Source organism: Solwaraspora sp. WMMB335 (assembly GCF_049179075.1).
Classification (GTDB): domain Bacteria; phylum Actinomycetota; class Actinomycetes; order Mycobacteriales; family Micromonosporaceae; genus Micromonospora_E.
Genome location: NZ_JBMHMF010000001.1, coordinates 1,071,757 through 1,092,494, shown reverse-complemented (window position 1 = coordinate 1,092,494; position 20,738 = coordinate 1,071,757). Strand labels below are relative to the sequence as shown.

General features: G+C 71.8%; 12 protein-coding genes. All 12 read left to right on the top strand.

Features of this window, described 5'->3' with window-relative positions; translation table 11 throughout:
• Positions 1-37: 37 nt before the first annotated feature.
• The 12 genes from ACN27F_RS04140 (at position 38) to ACN27F_RS04085 (ending at position 20,714) form a co-directional block, all read left to right on the top strand.
• Positions 38-6,496 carry a DEAD/DEAH box helicase gene (locus tag ACN27F_RS04140; protein ID WP_421431276.1) on the top strand — a complete coding sequence of 2,153 codons (6,459 nt, stop codon included), beginning with the start codon at positions 38-40 and terminating at the stop codon, positions 6,494-6,496.
• Positions 6,493-8,679, top strand: a complete 2,187-nt coding sequence (locus ACN27F_RS04135) for a UvrD-helicase domain-containing protein (RefSeq protein WP_421431275.1) — start codon at positions 6,493-6,495, stop codon at positions 8,677-8,679. The genes ACN27F_RS04140 and ACN27F_RS04135 overlap by 4 nt, the downstream gene beginning before the upstream one ends.
• Complete coding sequence (locus ACN27F_RS04130) at positions 8,610-11,033, top strand: glycoside hydrolase domain-containing protein (protein WP_421431274.1); 2,424 nt, start codon at positions 8,610-8,612, stop codon at positions 11,031-11,033. The genes ACN27F_RS04135 and ACN27F_RS04130 overlap by 70 nt, the downstream gene beginning before the upstream one ends.
• Positions 11,034-11,068: 35 nt before the next feature.
• Positions 11,069-12,502 (top strand): glycosyltransferase, encoded by a 1,434-nt coding sequence (locus tag ACN27F_RS04125; protein WP_421431273.1) that lies wholly within the window; start codon positions 11,069-11,071, stop codon positions 12,500-12,502.
• 153 nt (positions 12,503-12,655) lie between these two features.
• On the top strand, positions 12,656-13,636 hold the full coding sequence (locus tag ACN27F_RS04120; RefSeq protein WP_421431272.1) for a DMT family transporter: 981 nt from the start codon (positions 12,656-12,658) through the stop codon (positions 13,634-13,636).
• A gap of 123 nt (positions 13,637-13,759) precedes the next feature.
• Positions 13,760-14,224, top strand: coding sequence for a PH domain-containing protein (locus ACN27F_RS04115; RefSeq protein WP_421439949.1), 465 nt, complete (start codon positions 13,760-13,762; stop codon positions 14,222-14,224).
• Positions 14,225-14,609: 385 nt separating this feature from the next.
• Positions 14,610-15,224 carry a translation initiation factor IF-3 gene (infC, locus tag ACN27F_RS04110; RefSeq protein WP_421431271.1) on the top strand — a complete coding sequence of 205 codons (615 nt, stop codon included), beginning with the start codon at positions 14,610-14,612 and terminating at the stop codon, positions 15,222-15,224.
• Positions 15,225-15,243: 19 nt separating this feature from the next.
• Positions 15,244-15,438, top strand: a complete 195-nt coding sequence (rpmI, locus tag ACN27F_RS04105) for a 50S ribosomal protein L35 (protein WP_421431270.1) — start codon at positions 15,244-15,246, stop codon at positions 15,436-15,438.
• Between the two features lie 32 nt (positions 15,439-15,470).
• Positions 15,471-15,863, top strand: a complete 393-nt coding sequence (gene rplT, locus ACN27F_RS04100) for a 50S ribosomal protein L20 (RefSeq protein WP_421431269.1) — start codon at positions 15,471-15,473, stop codon at positions 15,861-15,863.
• Positions 15,864-15,964: 101 nt separating this feature from the next.
• Positions 15,965-16,852 carry a TrmH family RNA methyltransferase gene (locus ACN27F_RS04095; RefSeq protein ID WP_421431268.1) on the top strand — a complete coding sequence of 296 codons (888 nt, stop codon included), beginning with the start codon at positions 15,965-15,967 and terminating at the stop codon, positions 16,850-16,852.
• 216 nt (positions 16,853-17,068) lie between these two features.
• Positions 17,069-18,130, top strand: a complete 1,062-nt coding sequence (gene pheS / locus ACN27F_RS04090) for a phenylalanine--tRNA ligase subunit alpha (RefSeq protein WP_421431267.1) — start codon at positions 17,069-17,071, stop codon at positions 18,128-18,130.
• A 4-nt stretch (positions 18,131-18,134) separates the two neighbouring features.
• Complete coding sequence (locus ACN27F_RS04085; protein ID WP_421431266.1) at positions 18,135-20,714, top strand: phenylalanine--tRNA ligase subunit beta; 2,580 nt, start codon at positions 18,135-18,137, stop codon at positions 20,712-20,714.
• Positions 20,715-20,738 lie beyond the last annotated feature (24 nt).

Sequence of the window (20,738 nt, the reverse complement as noted above, 5' to 3'; positions counted from 1 at the left end):
GGGTGTGATCGCAGTAGCATGCCCCGGTGAGTGCGTCATGAGGCCGACCATCGCCGCCGACACCCTGCGTGACACCCTGACGCAGTACCTCACCACCACCTTCGGGCTCAGTGAGGACCGGATGCGCGACGGGCTGCAGCGCTTCCTGACCCACCCCGAGCACGGCATCTTTCGCGGCCCGTACCTGCGGATCCGCACTCCGTTCCGACCCGCCACGGGTGACTGGCGCGCGGACCTCGACTGGGCGCCCGCCGACTTCACGCCCTACCTGCATCAGGCCCGGGCGTTCGCCCGGCTCGCCACCAGGGACGGCCCGGCGCAGCCGACGCTGATCACCACCGGTACCGGATCCGGCAAGACCGAGTCGTTCCTGATCCCGGTGCTCGACCACTGCCGTCGGCGACGGGCCGCCGGGCACGTCGGCGTCAAGGCGATCCTGCTCTATCCGATGAACGCGTTGGCCACCGACCAGACCCAGCGCGTCAACGAGCTGTTGACCGACCCGGCACTGGCCGGGGTGACCGCCGGGCTCTACATCGGTGACGTCGCGGCCGTCGAATACCCGCACGTGATGACCAAACGGTCGGAGATGCGCCGCACCTCACCGGATGTCCTGATCACCAACTACAAGATGCTCGACCTGCTGCTGCAACGCGCCGACGACCTGCCGCTGTGGGAAGGCGCCGAACCGGAGTACGTCGTCCTCGACGAGTTCCACACCTACGACGGCGCGCAGGGCACCGACGTGGCGATGCTGCTGCGGCGGCTCGCCGCCGCCCTCGGCCTGGCCCGCCCGGACCGGCCACTCGGCCCGATTTGCCCCGTCGCCACCTCCGCCACCCTGGGCGAAGGCGGCGGCCAGGACGGCGCCACCGCGATCCGCGACGTCGCCGAGCAGGTCTTCGGCGTCGCCTTCGACGACACCTCGGTGATCGGCGAGGAACGCTACGACCCGGACGAGTTCGTCGCCGAGCAGGAGTACGGCCTACCGCTGCCCAACCCCGAGGAGCTGGCCGCGATCCGGGACAGCGACGGCGACGGTGGCCGGTCCGCCGCCGATGACGCCGCCGAGCTGCTGCTCGGTGAGCGCTGCGCCGACGACCCGGCGCGGCTCGGCCGGCTGCTGCGCCGGCACCCGCTGACCCGGGCGGTGCTCCAGGCCATCGGACCCCAGCCGCGCACCCTCGCTGAGGTCATCGACGTGCTGCCGCGCAAGAACGTCACCGGCTGGGGCGGCGCGCTGCGGACCCGTCCGGAGATCACCGCACGGGCGTTGGCCCGTTTCGTCGGGCTGCTGTCCCTGGCCCACAACCCGGACGACCCGACCCGGCCACTGCTGCACATCGAGACCCACCTGTGGGCGCGGTCGGTCTCCCGGCTGTTGCGCGCCGTCGCCCCACGACCCATGTTCGGCTGGTACGGCGAACCGCACCGCAGCCTCGAATTCGTCGGCTCCGAAGACCACGACGACGTCGTCGCCGGTGCCCGCCACCAGCTGCTGCCCGCCATCTACTGCCGGCACTGCGGACGGTCCGGCTGGGCGGCCCTGTCGCCGGAGAAGGACCCGCACGAGCTGGACGACGACCCGGACAAGACCTACCGGGCCAGTGTGGGGCGGGACAAGCGCCGGGTCCGAGCCTTCATCGCCGCGACCGACGACGAGGTACGCCAACGGTCCCGCACCCTGCTGGTGTTGGACCACGGCCACCGGGTCCGCCCCTTCGACAGATTTCGCGACCGGGAGACGACCGACGACGCGGTGGTCGTGCTCGGTGAGCTCACCAACGTCGAGGCGGCTGAGCGGGACCGCTGCCCGTCCTGCGGGCTCGACCACGGCATCCGGTTCCTCGGTGCCGGCCTGGCCACCCTGGCCTCGGTGGCGATCACCCAGCTGTTCACCAGCGGCGAGTTGGCGGCGCAGGAACGCAAGACACTGCTGTTCAACGACTCCGTGCAGGACGCGGCGCACCGGGCCGGCTTCGTCGCCAGCCGCTCCTACGGCTTCTCCCTGCGTACACTGCTCGCCGCCCAGCTGACGGCCGGCGAGCCGGTCGGGCTCGACGAGCTGCTCGCCGGCATGGTCGCCGCCGCCACCGATCCGCAGACCCTGGCCAGCGTCGTCCCGCCCGACCTGCACGACCAGCCCGGCGTTGATGGGCTGCTCGCCGGGGAACACACCGGCGACCGGGAAACCTGGACGTTGATCGCCGAACGGCTCGTCTTCGCCGCGATCATGGAAACCGGGTTGCGGGCCCGGCAGGGCCGCACCCTGGAGTTGACCCGCAGCGTCGCAGTCGAGGTCGCCCTCGACGACCCGGCCCGCGCGGCGGCGCTCTGCCGCGACGTGCACCTCACCGGCCCCGGGCAGCTCACCGATCCGCCCGACGACGCCCGGTACCTGGCCTTCCTGCGTGGCCTGCTGGAGCGGCTGCGCAGCAGGGGAGCGGTCTACCACGAGTGGCTGCGGCCGTACCTCAAGCGGGGCGGCACCCGCTGGCAGATCTGGGGCGGCCGCCCGCCCGGTCTGCCGGCGTTCCCCCGTGGACTGTCCGCACCGGCGTTCCTGCTCGCCAGCCCGCAGTCCCGCTCCGAGTTCGACGCGATCACCGCGAAGGGCAACTGGTACCAGGACTGGGCGATCCGCTGCCTCGGTCTGGAGCCGACCGACGCCGCCGGCTACCTGAGCCGGCTGCTGCCCGCGCTCGCCGCCGCCCAGATCGTCGCCGCCGGCAGCACCGAGGGCGGCAACACCGTCTACGGGCTGCTCCCCGGCCACCTGCGGGTCACCCGGCTGGACGACGATGCGGCCGTCGCCGCCGGTATCGGCTGCGACACCTGCCATTGGCAGCAGACCGAACACCCGGGTCGGGTGGTCGACTGGGTCGGCCAGCCGTGCCGGCAGTACCGCTGCTCCGGTCGGCTGCGCCCGGCCCTGGACGGCACCGCCCCGGACGACTACTACCGCCGGCTCTACCTGCACCGGCCGGTGTTCCGGGTGGTGACCGGTGAGCACACCGGCATGCTGACCCGGGCGCAGCGGGAAACCGTCGAGCGGCAGTTCCGCGACGGCGTGCGCTACACCGATCCGAACGTGCTGGCCTGCACACCCACGCTGGAGCTGGGTATCGACATCGGGGCGTTGTCGGCGGTGGTGCTGGCGTCACTGCCGCGCGGCCCGGCCAACTACGTGCAACGCGCCGGGCGGGCCGGTCGCCGCAGCGGCAACGCCCTGGTGCTGACCCTGCTCGGCCGCAAGGAACGGGACCGCTACTACCTCACCTCACCGCGCGACATGATCGCCGGGCAGATCGTGCCGCCGGGCTGTTTCCTGTCTGCGGTGGAGATCCTGCGTCGGCAGTACCTCGCCCACCTGATCGACCTCGCCGCCCGTGACCAGGTGCCTGGGCTGACGCAGCCGCTGCCGCGCCGCGCCAACCAGCTGTTCGGCCCGACCGGTTGGCTGACCGGGCTGGCCGACGCCGCCCGCCGGGACGCCAGCCGGCTCGTCGAGGGATTCCTCGCACTCTTCGGCGACCGGGTGCTGCCGACCGCCGCCGAGGAGCTACGTGACTTCGCCCGGGGCGGCATCAGCGACCGGGTGGCCGAGGCCGAACAGTCCTGGGACGACCGGCTATCCGACCTGCGCCGACGCCTCGACGAGATCCGGCAGACCAGCGGCACGATGGTGAAGACCGACCCGGGCCACGCCCGTGAGCTGAAACAGCTGAGATCCGAGGCGAAAGCCATCCGTAACCGGATGAACGAGATCAACTCGGCCGCCGCGCACGGTGCCATGGTCGAGCTCGGGCTGCTGCCCAACTACGCCCTCATCGATACCCGTACCGCGCTGGAAGCCACCCTCACCTGGGAGGAACGCAGCGGCGAGGGCGACCGTCGGTTCCGCAGCGAACTGCGGGAGTACGACCGACCGGCCCGCCAGGCGCTACGCGAACTCGCCCCCGGCAACAACTACTACGTACGCGGCTACCGGCACGAGATCTCCGGGCTCGACGTCGGCACCCCCGACCGGCCGGCGTACCGGCAGTGGCGGGTGTGCGCCCAGTGCGGCTACGTGCGCACCCATCTCGCGGCCGAGGACCTGAGCGCCTGCCCGCGCTGCCTCGACCGGGGCATCGCCGACCACGGACGACTGTTCAACGTGCTGCGACCGGCCCGGGTGCTCAGCCGGGACAAACGAGACGACGCCCGGATCCGTGACGACAGCGACGACCGCGAACACCGGTACTACTCGACCACCGTCGCGGTCGACGTCGACCCCGAGCAGATCGACTTTTCCTGGCGACACACCCGCGACACGTTCGGTGTCGACTACAGCCGCCGGGCGGTGATCCGACACTTCAACCTCGGCGCCCAACGCTACGACCGGGCCACCGAGCTGTTCGCCGGCGACGAAGTACGGATCAACCATTTCCACACCTGCACCGCCTGCGGCGGCACCACCGTCGACGGCGAGCCGGCCACCAGTCAACAGGTCGCCGCCCATGACTCCGGCGTGACCGTCCCGCAGGGCGCCGAGCATCACCGGCCGTGGTGCCCCAACCGGCGGACAGCCGCCGGACTGACCAACCACGTCAGCCTGATCCTCGCCCACGAGCTGGAGACCGAGGCGCTGCGGATCCTGATCCCGGCGGTGACCGCCGCCGTGCGTGAGCGACTGGTCTCCTTCGCCGCCGCCATCCGACTCGGCATCGCCGCCCGGTACGGCGGCGACCCGGCCCACCTGCGGGTGGTGCTCGCCACGATGCCCGACACCGCGCCTCGCCGCACAGGTGAGGTCGGTAGCGGCGAGACCCGAAACTTCGTCGTCGTCTTCGACACCCAACCGCAGGGCACCGGATACCTGCACCGGCTGGCCCGCCCCGAGGAGTTCCGCTCGGTGCTGCGGCTGGCCCGCGACCGGATCTTGAGCTGCGAATGCTGGCACGAGGGTCGGCCGGTCTGCCACCGCTGCCTGCTGCGCTATGCCCGCGACGACGAGTTCCCGCTGATGAGCAGGGCCGAAGCGCTCGGGATGCTGGAACGGCTGCTCGACGGCTGGCAGATCCGGGAAGGCACCCGGACCGACGAGATCTCCCTGATCGACCAGGTCGAAAGCGAGCTGGAACTGCTGTTCCTCAACAAACTGCTGGACCGGCCCAAGCAGCCCGACTCCAGGCTGCGAATCGAGCGCCGCACCGACCGGGACGGGGCCCGGCTGGCGGACCTGACCTTCTCCGGCGCGGACGGGCGACACGTCAGCCGTTGGCAGATGAAGCTGCAGAACACCATCCGTGGCACCCGCCCGGACGTGCACTTCAAACGCCTCGACGCGTCGTCACCGGACGTCGTCGTCTACCTCGACGGTTTCCGCTACCACGGGCAACCGCCGTACAACCGGTTGGCTGACGACGCCGACAAGCGGGCCCGGCTGCGCGACCACGACTACCTGGTCTTCGCCGCGACCTGGGAGGACGCACGTTCCTGGGGCGACGAGGGAGATCCGGGCCGGTGGTCGCCGTACGGCGGGGTCAGCCGGCGGAACGCGCGGACGTCGTACCAGGACGGCGGTGGTGATCCGGACGAGCTGGAACGCGCGGTCTGGGCCAACCCGATCGACCAGCTGATGCACTTCCTGGCCGACCCCGATCTCGACCGGTGGCGGCGTCGGGCGCAGGCACTGGTCCTCGGGCTGTTCAAACAGGCCCGCGAGCACACGGTGGTGGATTCCGCCCGAGTTCCGGACGCCGTGATCGCCGCGCTACAAGACGAACCGTTGCCGGTGAAGACCGCCGGCCGGATCATCGTCGCGCGGGCCACCGACGACGACGGGTGCCCGGTGACGCTGCTCGCCGACACCCGCCACCAGCCGCCGGCCTGGTCGGCCTTGGCCGCCATCGACGACTCGGCTACCGGCGTCGGCGAACCGGGCCATCGGCGACGCTGGGGCAGTTGGCTCGCCTGGGGCAATGTGATCCAGTTTCTCGCCCTGGGCGACGGTGACGGCCGGCAGTTGGCTCGTTCCACGCTGGGCACCGCCTTCGACCCGGCGCTGCTGCCGGCCGCCGAACAGACCGGCGTCGCGCCGGCACACCGCGTGTCGCCGCTGGACGACGAGACCGCCACCTGGCTCGGGGTGGCTGCCGACCCGACACCACCGCAGGCGGCGCCGGACGACGTCGACACGCAATGGCAGGACGTGCTGCGCTACCTCGACCGCGACGAAACCACTCTGGACCGGCTCGCTCGGCAGTTGGCGAGCCACGGCCTGCCCGCTCCGGTCGTCGGTTACGAACTGGGCGACCAGGGCTGGCAGGCCGAGCTCGCCTGGCCCGACAAGCGGATCGCCATCGTGCTGGCCGGGCCCGACGACGACCCCGAAATCGAGGGGCGTGACCAGGCGTACGCGGCGGACGGTTGGCACGCCCGACCGGCCCGGGACTGGTCGGTCGCCGACCTGGTGGAACGGATCGCAGCCAACGGCAAGGGAGAGGGATGACGAACACCAGGGCGGGTCTGCAGATGCTGGATCGGGCCGACAAGGAGGTCATGAAGCTCACCCGGGCCGACAAGGGCGCCGTGTACGAGTTCATGCACAAGTTCCGCGACAACCCGGACAACCCGGGCCTGCATCTGAAGCCGCTGAATGGCGACTCCCGACTGATGTCGGCCCGGATCAGCCGGGAACTGCGGGCTCTGCTGCTGCATATCGAAAACCGCGAGTATCTCCTCGTCGCGGTCAAGCACCGGGGTGAGGTGTACGACAACCTCGACCGCTACGCGTACCGGATCAACCGCGTCACCGGCGGCATCGAGGTGGTCGACCTGACCCCGGTCGGCGACAGCATCGTCGGCCGGGTCCTGCCGCCTGAGCCCGAGCCTGAGCCCGCCAGCAAGGCGCTGTTCGACGCCTACACCGATAAGCAACTGGTCTCGCTCGGCGTCGCGGAGCCGCTGCTGCCGCAGATCCGTGTACTCGCCACCGAAACCGACCTGCTCGGGCTGATCGACCGGGCCCCACAGCTCACCGTCGACGTGCTGCTCGCCCTGTTCGACGGCCGGCCGATAGACGAAGTGCGCGAATACATCACCGAACCGGTACGGGTCCGGGAGTCGGTGGACCCGGAGGACTTCACCGCCGCGCTGCAGCGACCCGCCACCCAGGTGTCCTCCGACGACGAGGCCCTTCAGGCCATGCTCGACCTGCCCTTCGAGCGGTGGCAGGTCTTCCTTCACCCCGCCCAGCGCGAGCTCGCCGAGAAGAACTTCCGCGGCCCGGCCCGGGTCGGCGGCGGACCGGGCACCGGCAAGACGATCGTTGCCCTGCACCGGGTAGCCCACCTGGTCAGGCGGCTTCCCGCCGGCAAGGACAAGCCCGTTCTGCTCACCACCTTCAACCGCAACCTCGCCGCCGACCTGCGCACCCGGCTGCTGGCGCTGGGCGGTGAGAAGCTCGTCGAGCGGGTCGACATCGTCAATATCGACCGGCTGGCGGGCCGGGTGGTGGCCGAGGCCAACAGTGGCGGTGGCCGGCGGATCGTCGACGACAGCCGGGTGCTGCGGCTGTGGGAGGAGTACCTGGCCGAGACTGGCACCACGGACTGGGACGCCGAGTTCCTGGCCGCCGAGTGGAACCAGGTCATCCTCGGGCAGGTGCTCGACTCGCGTACCGACTACTTCCGGGCCCGCCGCCCCAACCGGGGTCGCAGCCTGAGCCGGGCGGAGCGGGACCGGATCTGGCAGATCACCGAACGGTTCGTCAGCTGGCTGGACGGCCAGGGTCTGTGGACCTGGCGGCAGGTCGCCCAGCGGGCGGCGCGGCTGGAGATGGACCGGGTCGCCGCCGCCAACTCTGCCAGCGAGTCGTCGGGGGGCTTCCACCGGCCCAGGTATCAGCATGTTGTCGTCGACGAGGCACAGGACCTCAGCGCCGCACACTGGAAGCTGCTGCGGGCAATGGTGGCACCCGGCCCCAACGACATGTTCCTTGCCGGTGACACGCACCAGCGGATCTACGACAACCACGTCACCCTGGGCAGCCTCGGCATCAACATCCGAGGGCGTTCCCGCCGGTTGACGCTCAGCTACCGCACCACCCGACAGATCCTGGCCGACGCGCTGGAAATCATGACCGGCGAGGTCTACGACGACCTCGACGGGGGCGAGGAGAACCTCACCGGGTACCGGTCGGTGCTGCACGGTCCCCGACCCGTCCTGCGAGGTGCCGCCACCTGGGCACAGGAGCGTGACCTGATCGCCGAGCAGCTGCGTGACTGGGGCCGCCCTGATGACGGGTCAGTGGCGGTCTGCGTACCAACCAAGGAGATGGCGGCCGAGGTGATGGCCCGGCTGGCGGCGGACGGCGTGTCCGTCGGGGAGATCGGCCCTGATGGCCCGAAGCGGGCCGACGGCGTCCACGTCGGGACCATGCACCGGTTCAAGGGCCTGGAGTACCAGCGGATGATCATCGCGGCGGTCAGCGACGGGCTGGTGCCCCGGCAGCGGATTAACCGGTACCGGGCCACCGACCCCAAGCGGTACCAGCGGGAACGACAGCGCGACCGGTCGCTGCTCTTCGTGGCGGCCACTCGTGCCCGTGATGTGCTCGTGCTTTGCTGGCACGGCACGCCGAGCCCGTTCCTCACCGGCCGGCTGGTGCAGCGAACCGCCGAACGCGGATAGTCGTTACCGATCAGCGTGGATCGACCTGTGGAAGAAATTCATCTGGCCGAAACCTGGCTACGGTCCGCCGTTGGTACCGTGCCGCCATTCTCGACGACATTGACCCGTTCATCGGCACCGCCGCGACCGACCTGCCCCGAGCACGCGGCCTGGCCGCCACCTGGTGGTGGCCGAAACCCCAGGTGGGCAACACCCACCCGGGTGCCACCTCGCCGCTGGGCATGGTCTCGGCGTGCGCCTACTCCGGGGCCTACCCGACGGGCTACGGCCGGTACAGCAAGAACACCGAGGGCGTGCCCGAGGAGATGTTCGACCGGCTGCAGGCGTCCGGCTTCACCCACTTCCAGCAGTCCGGCACCGGCGCGATCCGCAAGTACTACAACTACGTCCGGATCACCCCGATGGTGCAGCCGCTGGACGTGCTCGGACAGGCGTGGCCGCTGCACGACGAGACCGCCGAGGCGGGCTACTACGCGGCGACCGTCGACACCGGAGTGCGGTGCGAGGTGACCGTCGGGGAGAAGGTCGCGGTGCACCGCTACACCTTCCCGGAGCACCACAGCGCCCGGGTGGTGGTCGACCTGTCCTGCGGCGGCCTGGACATCGAGCTCGGCCGCACCGTACCGCTGCGGGCGCAGGTCGAGAGCATGGGGCGCGGCCGGGCGCAGGGCACCGTGGTGATGGAGGGCGTGCCGCTGTCGGTCTACCTGGAGGTGGACAGCCCACCGGGCTGGCAGCAGATGCTCTGGTACGACCGGCGGCTGATCAACGGCGGCACCCGGCTGGACTTCGACAGCATCCGGCACACCACGCTGCGCCCGTTCGGCATGCTGTTCATGGGTCCGGTCCGGTCCGGGCAGACCATCGAGGTCCGGCTCGGGTTCTCGCTACGCGGCTGCGAGCAGGCCCGGCAGAACCTGGAACGCGAGTGCTGGCCGGCGCAGCCGGGGTTCGACGGGGTGCGCGCCGCGACCCGGGCCCGGTGGGCCGACCACATCCACCGCGTCCAGGTCGAGGGCGGTACGCCGGCCCGGCGCACCGTCATGGCCACGGCGCTGTACCACTCGCTGATCAAGCCGTGCTTCGCCGACGACGAGAGCCCGTTCTGGCCGACCTCCGGGCCGTACGCGTTCGACATCTGCACCATGTGGGACATCTACAAGACCCAGCTGCCGCTGCTCGCGGCCATCGTCCCGAACCGGGCCACCGACCTGCTGGAGTCGCTCATCCGGGTCTGCGAGGAGGAAGGCAACTTCCCGATCGGCTACCGGATGGCGCGCGGCGCCGACCGCTTCTTCCGCCAGGCCAGCGCGCTGGCGCACACCGCGCTGGCCGACGCCCACGCGCTCGGGCGCGCCGGGCTGGACGCCGGCCTGGACTGGAGCTGGGCGCTGGTGCACATGGTCGACGACCTGCGTCGGCTCTACGGCGAGGACTTCTTCGAACACGGCCTGGTGCACCCGATATCGCACACCCTCGACCTCGCGTACGCCCACCACTGCACCGCCCTCATCGCCCGGGCGCTCAACGACCAGCGGCTCGCCGACGACCTGGAACGGCGCAGCCGGCAGTGGTCGAACGCCTTCGACCCGGTGACCGGGCTGCTGCGCGACTCGGAGTTCTACGAGGGCGGCAAGTGGAACTACTCGTTCCGGCTGCTGCACGACATGGCCGCCCGGATCGCCATGGCCGGCGGTGACGCGGCGTTCGTCGGCAAGCTCGACCAGTTCTTCGGCTTCGGCGCCGCGCCGGTCACCCAACCCGGTCGGCGTCCGTCGCCCGCCGAGATGCTCGCCGGGTACGCGCTCAACCGGTTCGAAGGACTGAACAACGAACCCGACATGGAAGCGCCCTGGGCGTACCACTACGCCGGCCGGCCGGATCGCACCGCCCGGGTGGTGCAGTCGGCGCTGACCTGGCAGTTCGGCGTCGGGCCCGGCGGACTGCCGGGCAACGACGATTCCGGGGCGCTCAGTTCGTGGTACGTGTGGGCGTCGCTGGGACTGTTTCCGGTCGCCGGGCAGAGTCTGTTCCTGGTCAACGTGCCCGCGTTCGCCCGGGCCGTGCTGCGCGTCGGCGACGGGGAGTTCGTCATCGAGACCAGCGGGCACCGGGACATGCCGATCGGGGCCGACGGCCCCGACGGCGATCCACCGCCGCAGTACGTGCAGTCGGCCACCCTCAACGGCAGGCCGTTGGACACCACCCACCTCAGCGCGGCCGACGTGCACCGGGGCGGCCGGCTGCATCTGCGGCTCGGTCCGCGGCCCTCGGCCTGGGGATGCGAGAGCCGCCCGCCGTCGCTGTCCGATCCGCGGATCGTCCCGTCCGACCCGCACCTCATTCCCGGCTGATCCGCACCAGCATTACATCTCGAACGAGGAAACCGATGATCCGTCCGTCCCGCCGTCTCGTCATCGTGGTCAGAGCCGACCCGGTCATCTGCGGCCACTCCGGCGAAGCCCGCAACCTCGCCGAGGTGGCGCTGACCCGCGGCTTCTCCGACGTACGGCTACTGACCTGGCCGATACCGACGCTGCAGGCGGCCGGCCTGCCGCTCAAGCCACTGGACCGGCTGTTGCCGTACAGCCCGGGAATCAGCGTCGAGCGGCCGGAAGCGGTCGGGGACTACCGGGTGCCCGACGGCCGGCACCTCGCCGGTCTCACCGGCCGGCTGGTGGAGCTGCTCGCCGATCAGGTGCCCACCACCTGCCTGTCGATGTACCTGGTGCCGCACACCACGGTCGTGCAGGACGCGGTCCGGGCCGCCCGCGCGGCCGGTTTCGCACCGGACGTGCACACCGTGGCCAAGGCCGTCGGCTCCGACGTCACCAACGTGATCAGGTCGTGCCTGCGGGACGGGCGGCTCGGCGCGGCGACCGTGCTGTTCACCACGTTTCTCGCCAACGACGAGGTCGTCGCGGTGTCCGAGTACACCCGAGAGGAGATCGTGGCCAGCGCCGAGCAGGTCGACGCGCGCTGCGGCACCAGCTTCGCCGAGCAGTGCCGGCGACGGGTCACCGTCAGCTACCCGCCGATCGACGCGTCGGCGTACCTCGATCCGGATCCGGCGGCGGTGGACGCCGCGCTCGCCCACCGTGGCCTGCGACGCGGCGGCTACCTCCTCTTCCTGTCCCGGGTGGCGCGGGCCAAGGGGATCTACGACCTGGTGATCGCGTACGGCCAGATGCGCTGCCGCGACCAGGTGCGGCTGATCGTCGCCGGCACCGGACCGGCGCTGGAGCATGTCCGGGCACTGTCGGTGGAGGACGACCGGATCACTTTCCTCACCGATGTCGACGACCGCGAGAAGCCGTTGCTGATGGCCGGCTGCGCGGCCTATGTGCTGCCGACCAAGCCCGAGCCCGACTTCATCGAGACGTTCGGCATCGCCCTGACGGAGAAGATGCTCGCCGGTGGCGGGCCGGTGGTGACCACGCTGACCGGCGGCACCGGCGAGGCGGTCGGCGACACGGCGGTCATCGTCGAGCCGGGCGACATCACCGCCCTCGCCGACACCGTCGACCGGGTGGTACTGGACATGCCGGAGGCGGACAAGCGCGACCTGGCGCAGCGTGCCCGGGCCTGGGCCATGCAGTTCGACCGCGGCACGGTGTTCGACAGCCTCTTCCCGGCCACGCCGTCGTCGGCTGCGGCCACGCCGTCGTCCGCCGCCGTCGTCGTCCCGCCGGTCACTGTCCCGCCGGTCGCTTCGGTGGGGCCGGTGGCGTCGGTCGCTTCGGTGGCGCCGGTCGCCGTCATCCCGCCGATGGCGCCGATCACGCCGATCACGCCCGCGGCACCGACGACCGCGGCTGGCTGACCCTGGCCGGGCGACCACTGGCGATCTCGGTCACAGACACCAGGGCCGGCCGGCTGTGAGAGTAGGCGGGTGCGTCGACCAGCCAGCCCAGCACCTGCCACAGCCGGTCCACCAGTGGCTGCGGGCGGGCCGTCCACCACCGCGCGTCGCGTCGTGCCCGCCTGGCTGGCGCTGACCGTCACCGCGCTCGGCGGGGTCGCGTCGGCGTCGCAGAGCGCGGTCAACGCCGAACTCGGCGCCCGGATGGGCAGCGCCCCGGTCGGCGCGATCGTCAACAACGTCGTCGGATCCCTGCTGATCGGGCTGGGCCTGCTGCTGTTCCCGACGATGCGGACCGGGCTGCGTGTTTTGCGTCGGGCCCGGCTGCCGTGGTGGAGCTACCTCGGCGGGATCGGCGGCGGCTTCTTCGTGATCGCCGCCACGTACGCCGTACCCGTGCTCGGCGTGGCGGTGTTCACCATCGCCCAGGTCGCCGGCAACAGTGTCGGCGGGCTGGCGGTGGACCGGACCGGGCTGGCCCCGGCTGGCCGGCTGGTCATCTCCGGGCCCCGGGTGGCCGGCGCGGTGCTGGGCATCGTGGCGGTGGTCGTCGCCCAGGCCGGCCGCCCGGTCGGGCAGCTCGCGGTCGGTCTGGTCGCCCTCGCCGTCGCCGCCGGCCTCACCGTCGCGGTGCAGTCGGCGGTCATCGGTCGGGTCTCCGCTGCCAGCACCACCGCTGCGGGCACGGTGGTCAATTTCGCCGTCGCGACCCCGTTCGTGCTGAGTGTGGCGGCGCTGCTCGGCGCGTTCGGTGTCGCGGCACGCGGCGGCTGGCCGGCGGACTGGTTCCTCTACCTGGGCGGTCTGTTCGGGGTGCTGGTGATGATCGCCCTGCTGGTCGGGGTCCGGTCGGTGGGCGTGCTGCGGACCGGGCTGGGCATCCTCGGCGGGCAGCTCGTCGGGGCACTGCTGATCGACGTCCTCGTTCCGGGTGGGCCGTCGGCGGGAGCCGGCATGCTGGCCGGTGCGGCGTTGATCCTGCTCGCCGTGGTCATCTCCGGTCGCGGCTCCAGCCCCGGCCGGCCCACTCCTCCTCGATCGACAGCGACGATCTTGGAGTTATCGACGGACGAAACGGGCAAGACCTCGCGATGAGTCCAAGATCGTCGAGGTGGGCGGGCGGGGTGTGGCAGACTCGGTGGGGTGGTGGGACAGGAAACAGCCGGGGCACAGAAGACGGCGCCGTCGGTGTCGGCGCGACCCCGGCGGATCCGGGTGATGTGCTTCTCGCTGGCGGCGGCGCTGCTGCTGGTCTTCACCGCGGTCAGCTTCGGGCTCGACGGCGCCACCGGCGACAACATGGGCAGCTTCCAACGGGGCGACCAGGTCGCCATGATCGGACTCGGCGTGGTGGGGGCGATCATCATCGCGATGTTCGCCCGGCCCCGGATCGAGGCCGACGCCACCGGGGTACGGGTGCGCAACGTGTTCCGTTCCTACGAGTTGCCCTGGCCGGTGATCCGGGCGGTCCGTTTCGACCGTGACGCGGCCTGGGCCAGCCTGGAGCTGCACGACGACGAGACGGTGCCGGTGTTGGCGCTGCAGGCGGTGGACCGTGACCATGCCGTCGACGCCGTCCGGGCGTTGCGGGCGTTGCACGACGCCAACCGGCCGCCGACTGCGGAGATCGGGGACGGGACCGGGACGCCCGGAAAGCGTCAACCGGCAACCGGTGAGGCTTGACGGGTGCCGGAACCCCGGCTAGGCAGCCGACCTGGTAGGCTTGTCCGCGTCGACCACGCTGTCATTGTCGGTGTTTCGCTCGCCCGATTGTTCGCACATGCCGGGCACTGCGAAGGCCGGGCAATGGCGGCGGCGAAAGCGGAGCGCCTGCTCCCACCCGCACTGCGGACATCCGTCCAGCGGTCGGGTCCGGTCACTCGGCGGTGGGTCGAGCCCATCGCCGGGTCAGCGCCACCTGGCGCTGTCGACCGGTCGAGCAGGCCCTGGCCCGTGCCAGGGCCTTCTGCTTTCCCGGACGCCCTCCCACCAGGGGATCGCGCCCAGGGCCGATACGGCACCCGAAAATTCACTGACTGGAGGAGGCCCCATCAGCGTCGAACCGCGCGTGAACGAGCAGATCCGGGCGCGTGAGGTCCGACTGGTCGGTCCTGAAGGCGAGCAGGTGGGCATCGTCCCGCTGGAGCGCGCCCTGCAGCTGGCCGCGGACGTCGACCTGGACCTGGTTGAGGTAGCGCCGATGGCGCGCCCACCGGTGTGCAAGCTCATGGACTTCGGCAAGTTCAAGTACGAGAGCGCACTGAAGGCGCGCGAAGCGCGGCGTAACCAGCAACAGACCGTCATCAAGGAGATGAAACTCCGGCCGAAGATCGATCCGCACGACTACGAGACCAAGAAGGGTCACGTGATGCGGTTTCTCAAGGCCGGCGACAAGGTCAAGGTGACGATCATGTTCCGGGGTCGTGAACAGAGCCGACCGGAGCTGGGCTACCGGCTCCTGCGCCGGCTCGAATCGGAGATCACGGATCTGGGATACGTCGAGGCCGCGCCGAAGCAGGACGGCCGGAACATGATCATGGTGTTGGCCCCGCACCGGGCCACCAAGGCCGCTGCGGCTGCCGCCACCGCAGCCCGCGGTAGCGGATCGTCGCGGGACCGGGACAGTGCCGTCGAGGCATCACCGGACGCCGCGTCCGGACCCGCCGGGACCACCGGCGAGTGACAGGGGAGAGACGCAACAAATGCCAAAGATGAAAAGCCACACCGGCATGGGCAAGCGGGTCAAGGTGACCGGCCGTGGCAAGATTCTGTCCGAGCAGGCCGGCAAGCGCCACCTGCTGGAGGGTAAGCCCTCCACCCGGACCCGCCGGCTCACCGGCACCGTCGAGGTGTCCCCGGCCGACGTCAAGCGCATCAAGAAGCTGCTCGGCCGCTGACGCGCGCCAGGTGACCCGAAGGAGTAGGTGAAATGGCACGCGTCAAGCGGTCCGTCAACGCCCAGAAGAAGCGCCGTACCCTGCTGGAGGACGCCAGCGGATACCGGGGCCAGCGCTCCCGGCTCTACCGTAAGGCCAAGGAGCAGGTGCTGCACTCGATGCAGTACGCCTACCGGGACCGTCGCGACCGCAAGGGCGACTTCCGGCAGCTGTGGATCACCCGGATCAACGCGGCCGCCCGCGCCAACGGAATGACCTACAACCGGCTCATCCAGGGCCTGCGACTGGCCGGTGTCGAGGTCGACCGCAAGATTCTCGCCGATCTGGCGGTCAACGACGCCACCGCGTTCGCGGCGTTGGTCACGGTGGCCCGCGACGCGGTCGCCGCCGAAGGCACCGGTGGCGCCGCCGCCCAGGCCGCCTGAGGACCGACCCTCGGCGTAGCGCTGACCCGCGAACCGGCACGACCTGATCCGCGAACCGGCACGACCTGATCCGCGAACCGGCACGAATCGAGGCGCCCGGCATGACCGCACCACGGCCAGCCGGGCGCCTCGACCGTGCCGGGAGCGCGGGCACGGCACCCTTCACCATCCGTACGCCGAGGATCGTGGCCGCCCGGCGGCTGCACCGGCGCCGCGAGCGCGACAGCGCCCGGCGTTTCCTCGTCGAAGGACCGCAAGCCGTCCGGGAGGCCCTGGCGACCCCGGGCGTCGTACGCGAGGTCTTCACCACCGTCACGGGCGCGGACCGGTACGGCGACCTGATCGCGGCCGCCACCGCCGCCGGGATCACCGTCTCGCCGGTCACCGACGAGGCGCTGGCCGCCCTCACCGACACCGTCACCCCGCAGGGCGTCGTCGCCGTCGGCGTGCACCTCGACGTACCGCTGGCCACCGCACTGCGCCGCGTCCCCGCGCTGGTCGCGGTCCTCGCCGAGGTGCGCGACCCCGGCAACGCCGGCACCATCCTGCGCACCGCCGACGCCGCCGGTGCCGCCGTCGTCGTCTTCGCCGGTGCCGCCGTCGATCCGTACAACGGCAAGTGTGTCCGGGCCAGCGCCGGCAGCCTGTTCCACGTCGACGTGGTCCGGGCCGCCGATCCGGCCGGCTGCCTCGACACGCTGCGTGCCACCGGGCTGCGGGTGCTGGCCGCCACCGGGCACGGTGAGACCGACCTCGACGATCTGGCCGACGCGGGTGCGCTGGCCGCACCCACCGCCTGGCTGTTCGGCACCGAGGCGCACGGCCTGCCGGCCGACCTGGCCGCCCGGGCCGACGCCCGGGTCCGGGTGCCGTTGCACGGCCGCGCCGAGAGCCTCAACCTGGCTGCCGCCGCCGCGGTCTGCCTGTACACTTCGGCCAGAGCACAACGCCCAGGCAGAGCACAACGACCCGGCAAACCCGCGCGCTGAGCGCGGCCGAGGACGGGCGCGTCGAGCGCCGTCGAGGAGTCCACGAGATGATCGCCCGGATGTTTAGCCAGCCCGCCGGTCGCGGCGGGCGGCAGGGCTGATCACCGGACTCTGCTCCCTGCTCCCACCGGCGGGCTGCGGCAGCGCCGCGCGTCCGTAGACTCTTGCCGGTCACCGGTCCCGGTGCCGCACGCCGCGAGGGAGTGCCCGCTCGTCATGACCTACCGCAACGACCCATACGATCCCAAGCAGGTCGCCCTGCTCGACCCGGATGCCCTGGCCGAGGCGGTCGCCGCCGCCGAGAAGGCGTTCGCCGCCGCCGGCGACCTGGACGCCCTGACCGGGCTGCGCCACCAGCACCTCGGCGACCGTGCCCCGGTCTCGCTGGCCCGCCGCGAGATCGGCGCCCTGCCGCCGGCGGCCAAGGCCGACGCCGGCCGGCGGGTCAACGAGGCCCGCGCCGGGGTGCAGGCCGCGTTCGACACCCGCCGCGCCGAACTGGAGATCGAGCAGGCCCGGCGGGTCCTCGCCGAGGAACGCGTCGACGTCACGTTGCCGTTCGACCGGCGTCCGCGCGGCGCCCGGCACCCGTTGACCACCCTGATGGAGCGCATCGGCGACCTGTTCGTCGGCATGGGCTACGAGATCGCCGAAGGTCCCGAGGCCGAGTTGGAGTGGACCAACTTCGACGCGCTCAACATCGGCCCCGACCACCCGGCGCGTGGCCTGATGGATACCTTCCACCTGGACCTGCCCGGTCTGGTGCTGCGTACCCACACCTCGCCGGTGCAGGCCCGCACCATGCTCACCCGCACCCCGCCGATCTACGTGGTCTGCCCGGGGCGGGTCTACCGCACCGACGAACTCGACGCCACCCACACCCCGGTGTTCCACCAGGTCGAAGGGCTCGTCGTGGACCGGGACATCACCATGGCCCACCTCAAAGGGACCCTCGACCACTTCGCCCAGGCGATGTTCGGCGCGGACGCGCGTACCCGCTGGCGGCCGCACTACTTCCCGTTCACCGAGCCGTCCGCCGAGTTCGACGTCTGGTTCCCGCAGCACCGCGACGGCCCCCGGTGGGTCGAGTGGGGCGGCTGCGGCATGGTGAATCCCCGGGTGCTGCGCGCCTGCGGCATCGACCCGGAGGTCTACTCCGGATTCGCGTTCGGCATGGGGATCGAACGCACCCTGATGTTCCGCCACGGGGTCAGCGACATGCGCGACATGGTCGAAGGCGACGTGCGGTTCACTCGCGCGTTCGGGATGGAGGTCTGAAGTCATGCGGGTCGGAGTTTCCTGGCTGCGTGAACACGTCGACCTGCCCGCCGACCTGTCGGCGCAGCAGCTCGAAGACGCCCTGGTCGGTCTCGGCCTGGAGGTCGAGTCGATCGTGGACCTGGCCGGTACGGTCGCCGGGCCGCTCGTCGTCGGCGAGGTCCGCGACATCGAGGAGCTGACCGGGTTCAAGAAGCCGATCCGGTTCTGCCGGGTCGACGTCGGCACCGCCAACGGCACCGGCGAGCCGCAGGAGATCGTCTGCGGCGCCACCAACTTCGCGCCGGGCGACAGGGTCGTGGTGATCCTGCCCGGTGGCGTACTGCCCGGCGGGTTCGCCATCGGCGCCCGCAGGACGTACGGCCGCACCTCCAACGGCATGATCTGCTCGGCCCGGGAGCTGGGTCTCGGCGACGACCACAGCGGCATCCTGGTGCTGGCGCCGGAGGTTGCCGCCGCCCCCGGCGACGACGCCCGCCCCGTCGTCGGCCTCGACGACGTCGTGGTCGAGGTGGAGATCACCCCGGACCGGGGGTACGCCATGTCGGTGCGTGGCATCGCCCGCGAGCTCGCCCAGGCGCTGGGCGTACCGTGGCGTGACCCGGCGGCGGTCGACGCTCCCGGCGCCACCGCGACCCCGGCGTACCCCGTCGAGGTCCGTGACACCGTCGGCTGCGACCGGTTCGCCGCGCGGGTGGTGCGCGGCATCGACCCGACCGCGCCCTCGCCGGCCTGGCTGGTCCGTCGGCTGACCACCGCCGGGGTACGCAGCATCAGCCTCGCCGTCGACATCACCAACTACCTGATGCTCGAACTCGGCCAGCCGATGCACGCCTTCGACCTGGACCGGGTCAACGGCCCGCTGGTCGTGCGTCGGGCGGTCGCCGGGGAGAAGCTGACCACCCTGGACGGGATGGCCCGGGCGCTGGACGCCGAGGACATGGTCATCTGCGACGACACCGGGCCGATCTCGCTCGCCGCGGTGATGGGCGGCGAGACCAGCGAGGTGGTGCCCGGCACCCGTACCGTGCTGTTCGAGGCCGCCCACTGGGATCCGGTGATGGTCAGCCGGACCGCGCGGCGGCACAAGCTGTTCAGCGAGGCCGCCAAGCGGTGGGAACGCGGCGTGGATCCGGCGCTGCCGCTGGTCGCCATCGACCGCGCCGTCCGGTTGCTCACCGAACACGCCGGCGGTGAGATCGGCGCCGAGGTCCTCGACCTCGACCATGTCGCCCCGCCCGCCCCGATCCTGATCGACGCCGCCGAACCGGCGCGCCGGATCGGCGTACCGTACCCGCCGCAGCGGGTCGTCGAGCTGCTGCGCGGCGTCGGCTGCACGGTCGCCACCGGTACGACCGCCGGGGTGGCCAGTGCCGGTGCGCTCGCCACCGGGCCGGCGACCGCCACCTCGGCGGCCTCGGCCCCGGACGATGCGGCGGCCCCGCTGGTCGTCGCCCCGCCGAGCTGGCGACCGGACCTGACCGACCCGGCCGACCTGGTCGAGGAGGTCGTCCGGCTGGACGGCTACGACGCCGTGCCCAGCGTGCTGCCACCGGCCCCGGCCGGGCGCGGGCTCACCGCCACCCAGCGGCGCCGCCGGTCGGTGGCCCGCACCCTGGCCGAAGCCGGCTACGTCGAGGTGCTGTCGTACCCGTTCGTCTCCCCGCAGGCCGCCGACGACCTGGGCCTGTCGGCCGACGATCCGCGCCGCCGGACGGTCCGGCTGGCCAACCCGCTGGCCGACACCGACCCGCTGCTGCGCACCACCCTGCTGCCGCCGCTGCTGACCACGCTGCGTCGCAACGTCGGTCGTGGCCAGCGCGACCTCGCCCTCTACGAGATCGGCGTGGTGTTCCATCCCCGGGCCGGCGCGGACGCCCCCCCGGCGATGGGGGTCGACCGGCGACCGAGCGAGGCGGAGTTCGCCGCCGCCGACGCCGCCGTGCCGCACCAGCCGTGGCACGTCGCGGCGGTGCTCGCCGGTGACGTCGAACCGGGCGGCTGGTGGGGTGCCGGCCGGACGGCAAGCTGGGCGGACGCGGTCGAGGCCGGCCGGATGGTGCTCGCCGCGGCCGGCGTGCCCACCGACCGGGTCGAGGTCCGGGCCGGTGAGCACCTGCCGTGGCATCCGGGGCGCTGCGCCGAACTGCTGGTCGACGGATCGGTGGTCGGTCACGCCGGGGAGCTGCACCCGACCGTGGTCACCGCGCTGGAGCTGCCCCGGCGTACCTGTGCCATGGAACTGGATCTGGACGCGCTGCCGGACGCCCCGGTGACCCCGGCGCCCCGGATCTCCGGATTTCCGCCCGCGCTGATCGACGTCGCGGTGGTCGTCGACACGACCACCCCGGCCGAGCAGGTCCGCCGGGCGCTCGTCGAGGGTGCCGGCGAGCTGCTCGAATCGGTCCGGCTGTTCGACGTGTACGCCGGCGAGCAGCTCGGTGCCGGACGCAAGTCGCTGGCCTACAAGCTGGCCTTCCGGGCAGCCGACCGCACGTTGACCGTCGAGGAGGCGGTGGCGGCCCGCGACGCCGCGGTAGCGGAGGCCGCTTCCCGGCTGGGCGCCACCCTGCGCGGCAGCTGAGCCCCGTGCGGAGCTGATCGCCGG

Coding starts and splice junctions, on each gene's coding strand:
- rplT (WP_421431269.1), top strand. CDS start 15,471: ATGGCACGCGTCAAGCGGTCCGTCAACGCCCAGAAGAAGCGCCGTACC.
- rpmI (WP_421431270.1), top strand. CDS start 15,244: ATGCCAAAGATGAAAAGCCACACCGGCATGGGCAAGCGGGTCAAGGTG.
- ACN27F_RS04115 (WP_421439949.1), top strand. CDS start 13,760: ATGTGCTTCTCGCTGGCGGCGGCGCTGCTGCTGGTCTTCACCGCGGTC.
- ACN27F_RS04140 (WP_421431276.1), top strand. CDS start 38: ATGAGGCCGACCATCGCCGCCGACACCCTGCGTGACACCCTGACGCAG.
- ACN27F_RS04095 (WP_421431268.1), top strand. CDS start 15,965: ATGACCGCACCACGGCCAGCCGGGCGCCTCGACCGTGCCGGGAGCGCG.
- ACN27F_RS04125 (WP_421431273.1), top strand. CDS start 11,069: ATGATCCGTCCGTCCCGCCGTCTCGTCATCGTGGTCAGAGCCGACCCG.
- ACN27F_RS04085 (WP_421431266.1), top strand. CDS start 18,135: ATGCGGGTCGGAGTTTCCTGGCTGCGTGAACACGTCGACCTGCCCGCC.
- ACN27F_RS04135 (WP_421431275.1), top strand. CDS start 6,493: ATGACGAACACCAGGGCGGGTCTGCAGATGCTGGATCGGGCCGACAAG.
- pheS (WP_421431267.1), top strand. CDS start 17,069: ATGACCTACCGCAACGACCCATACGATCCCAAGCAGGTCGCCCTGCTC.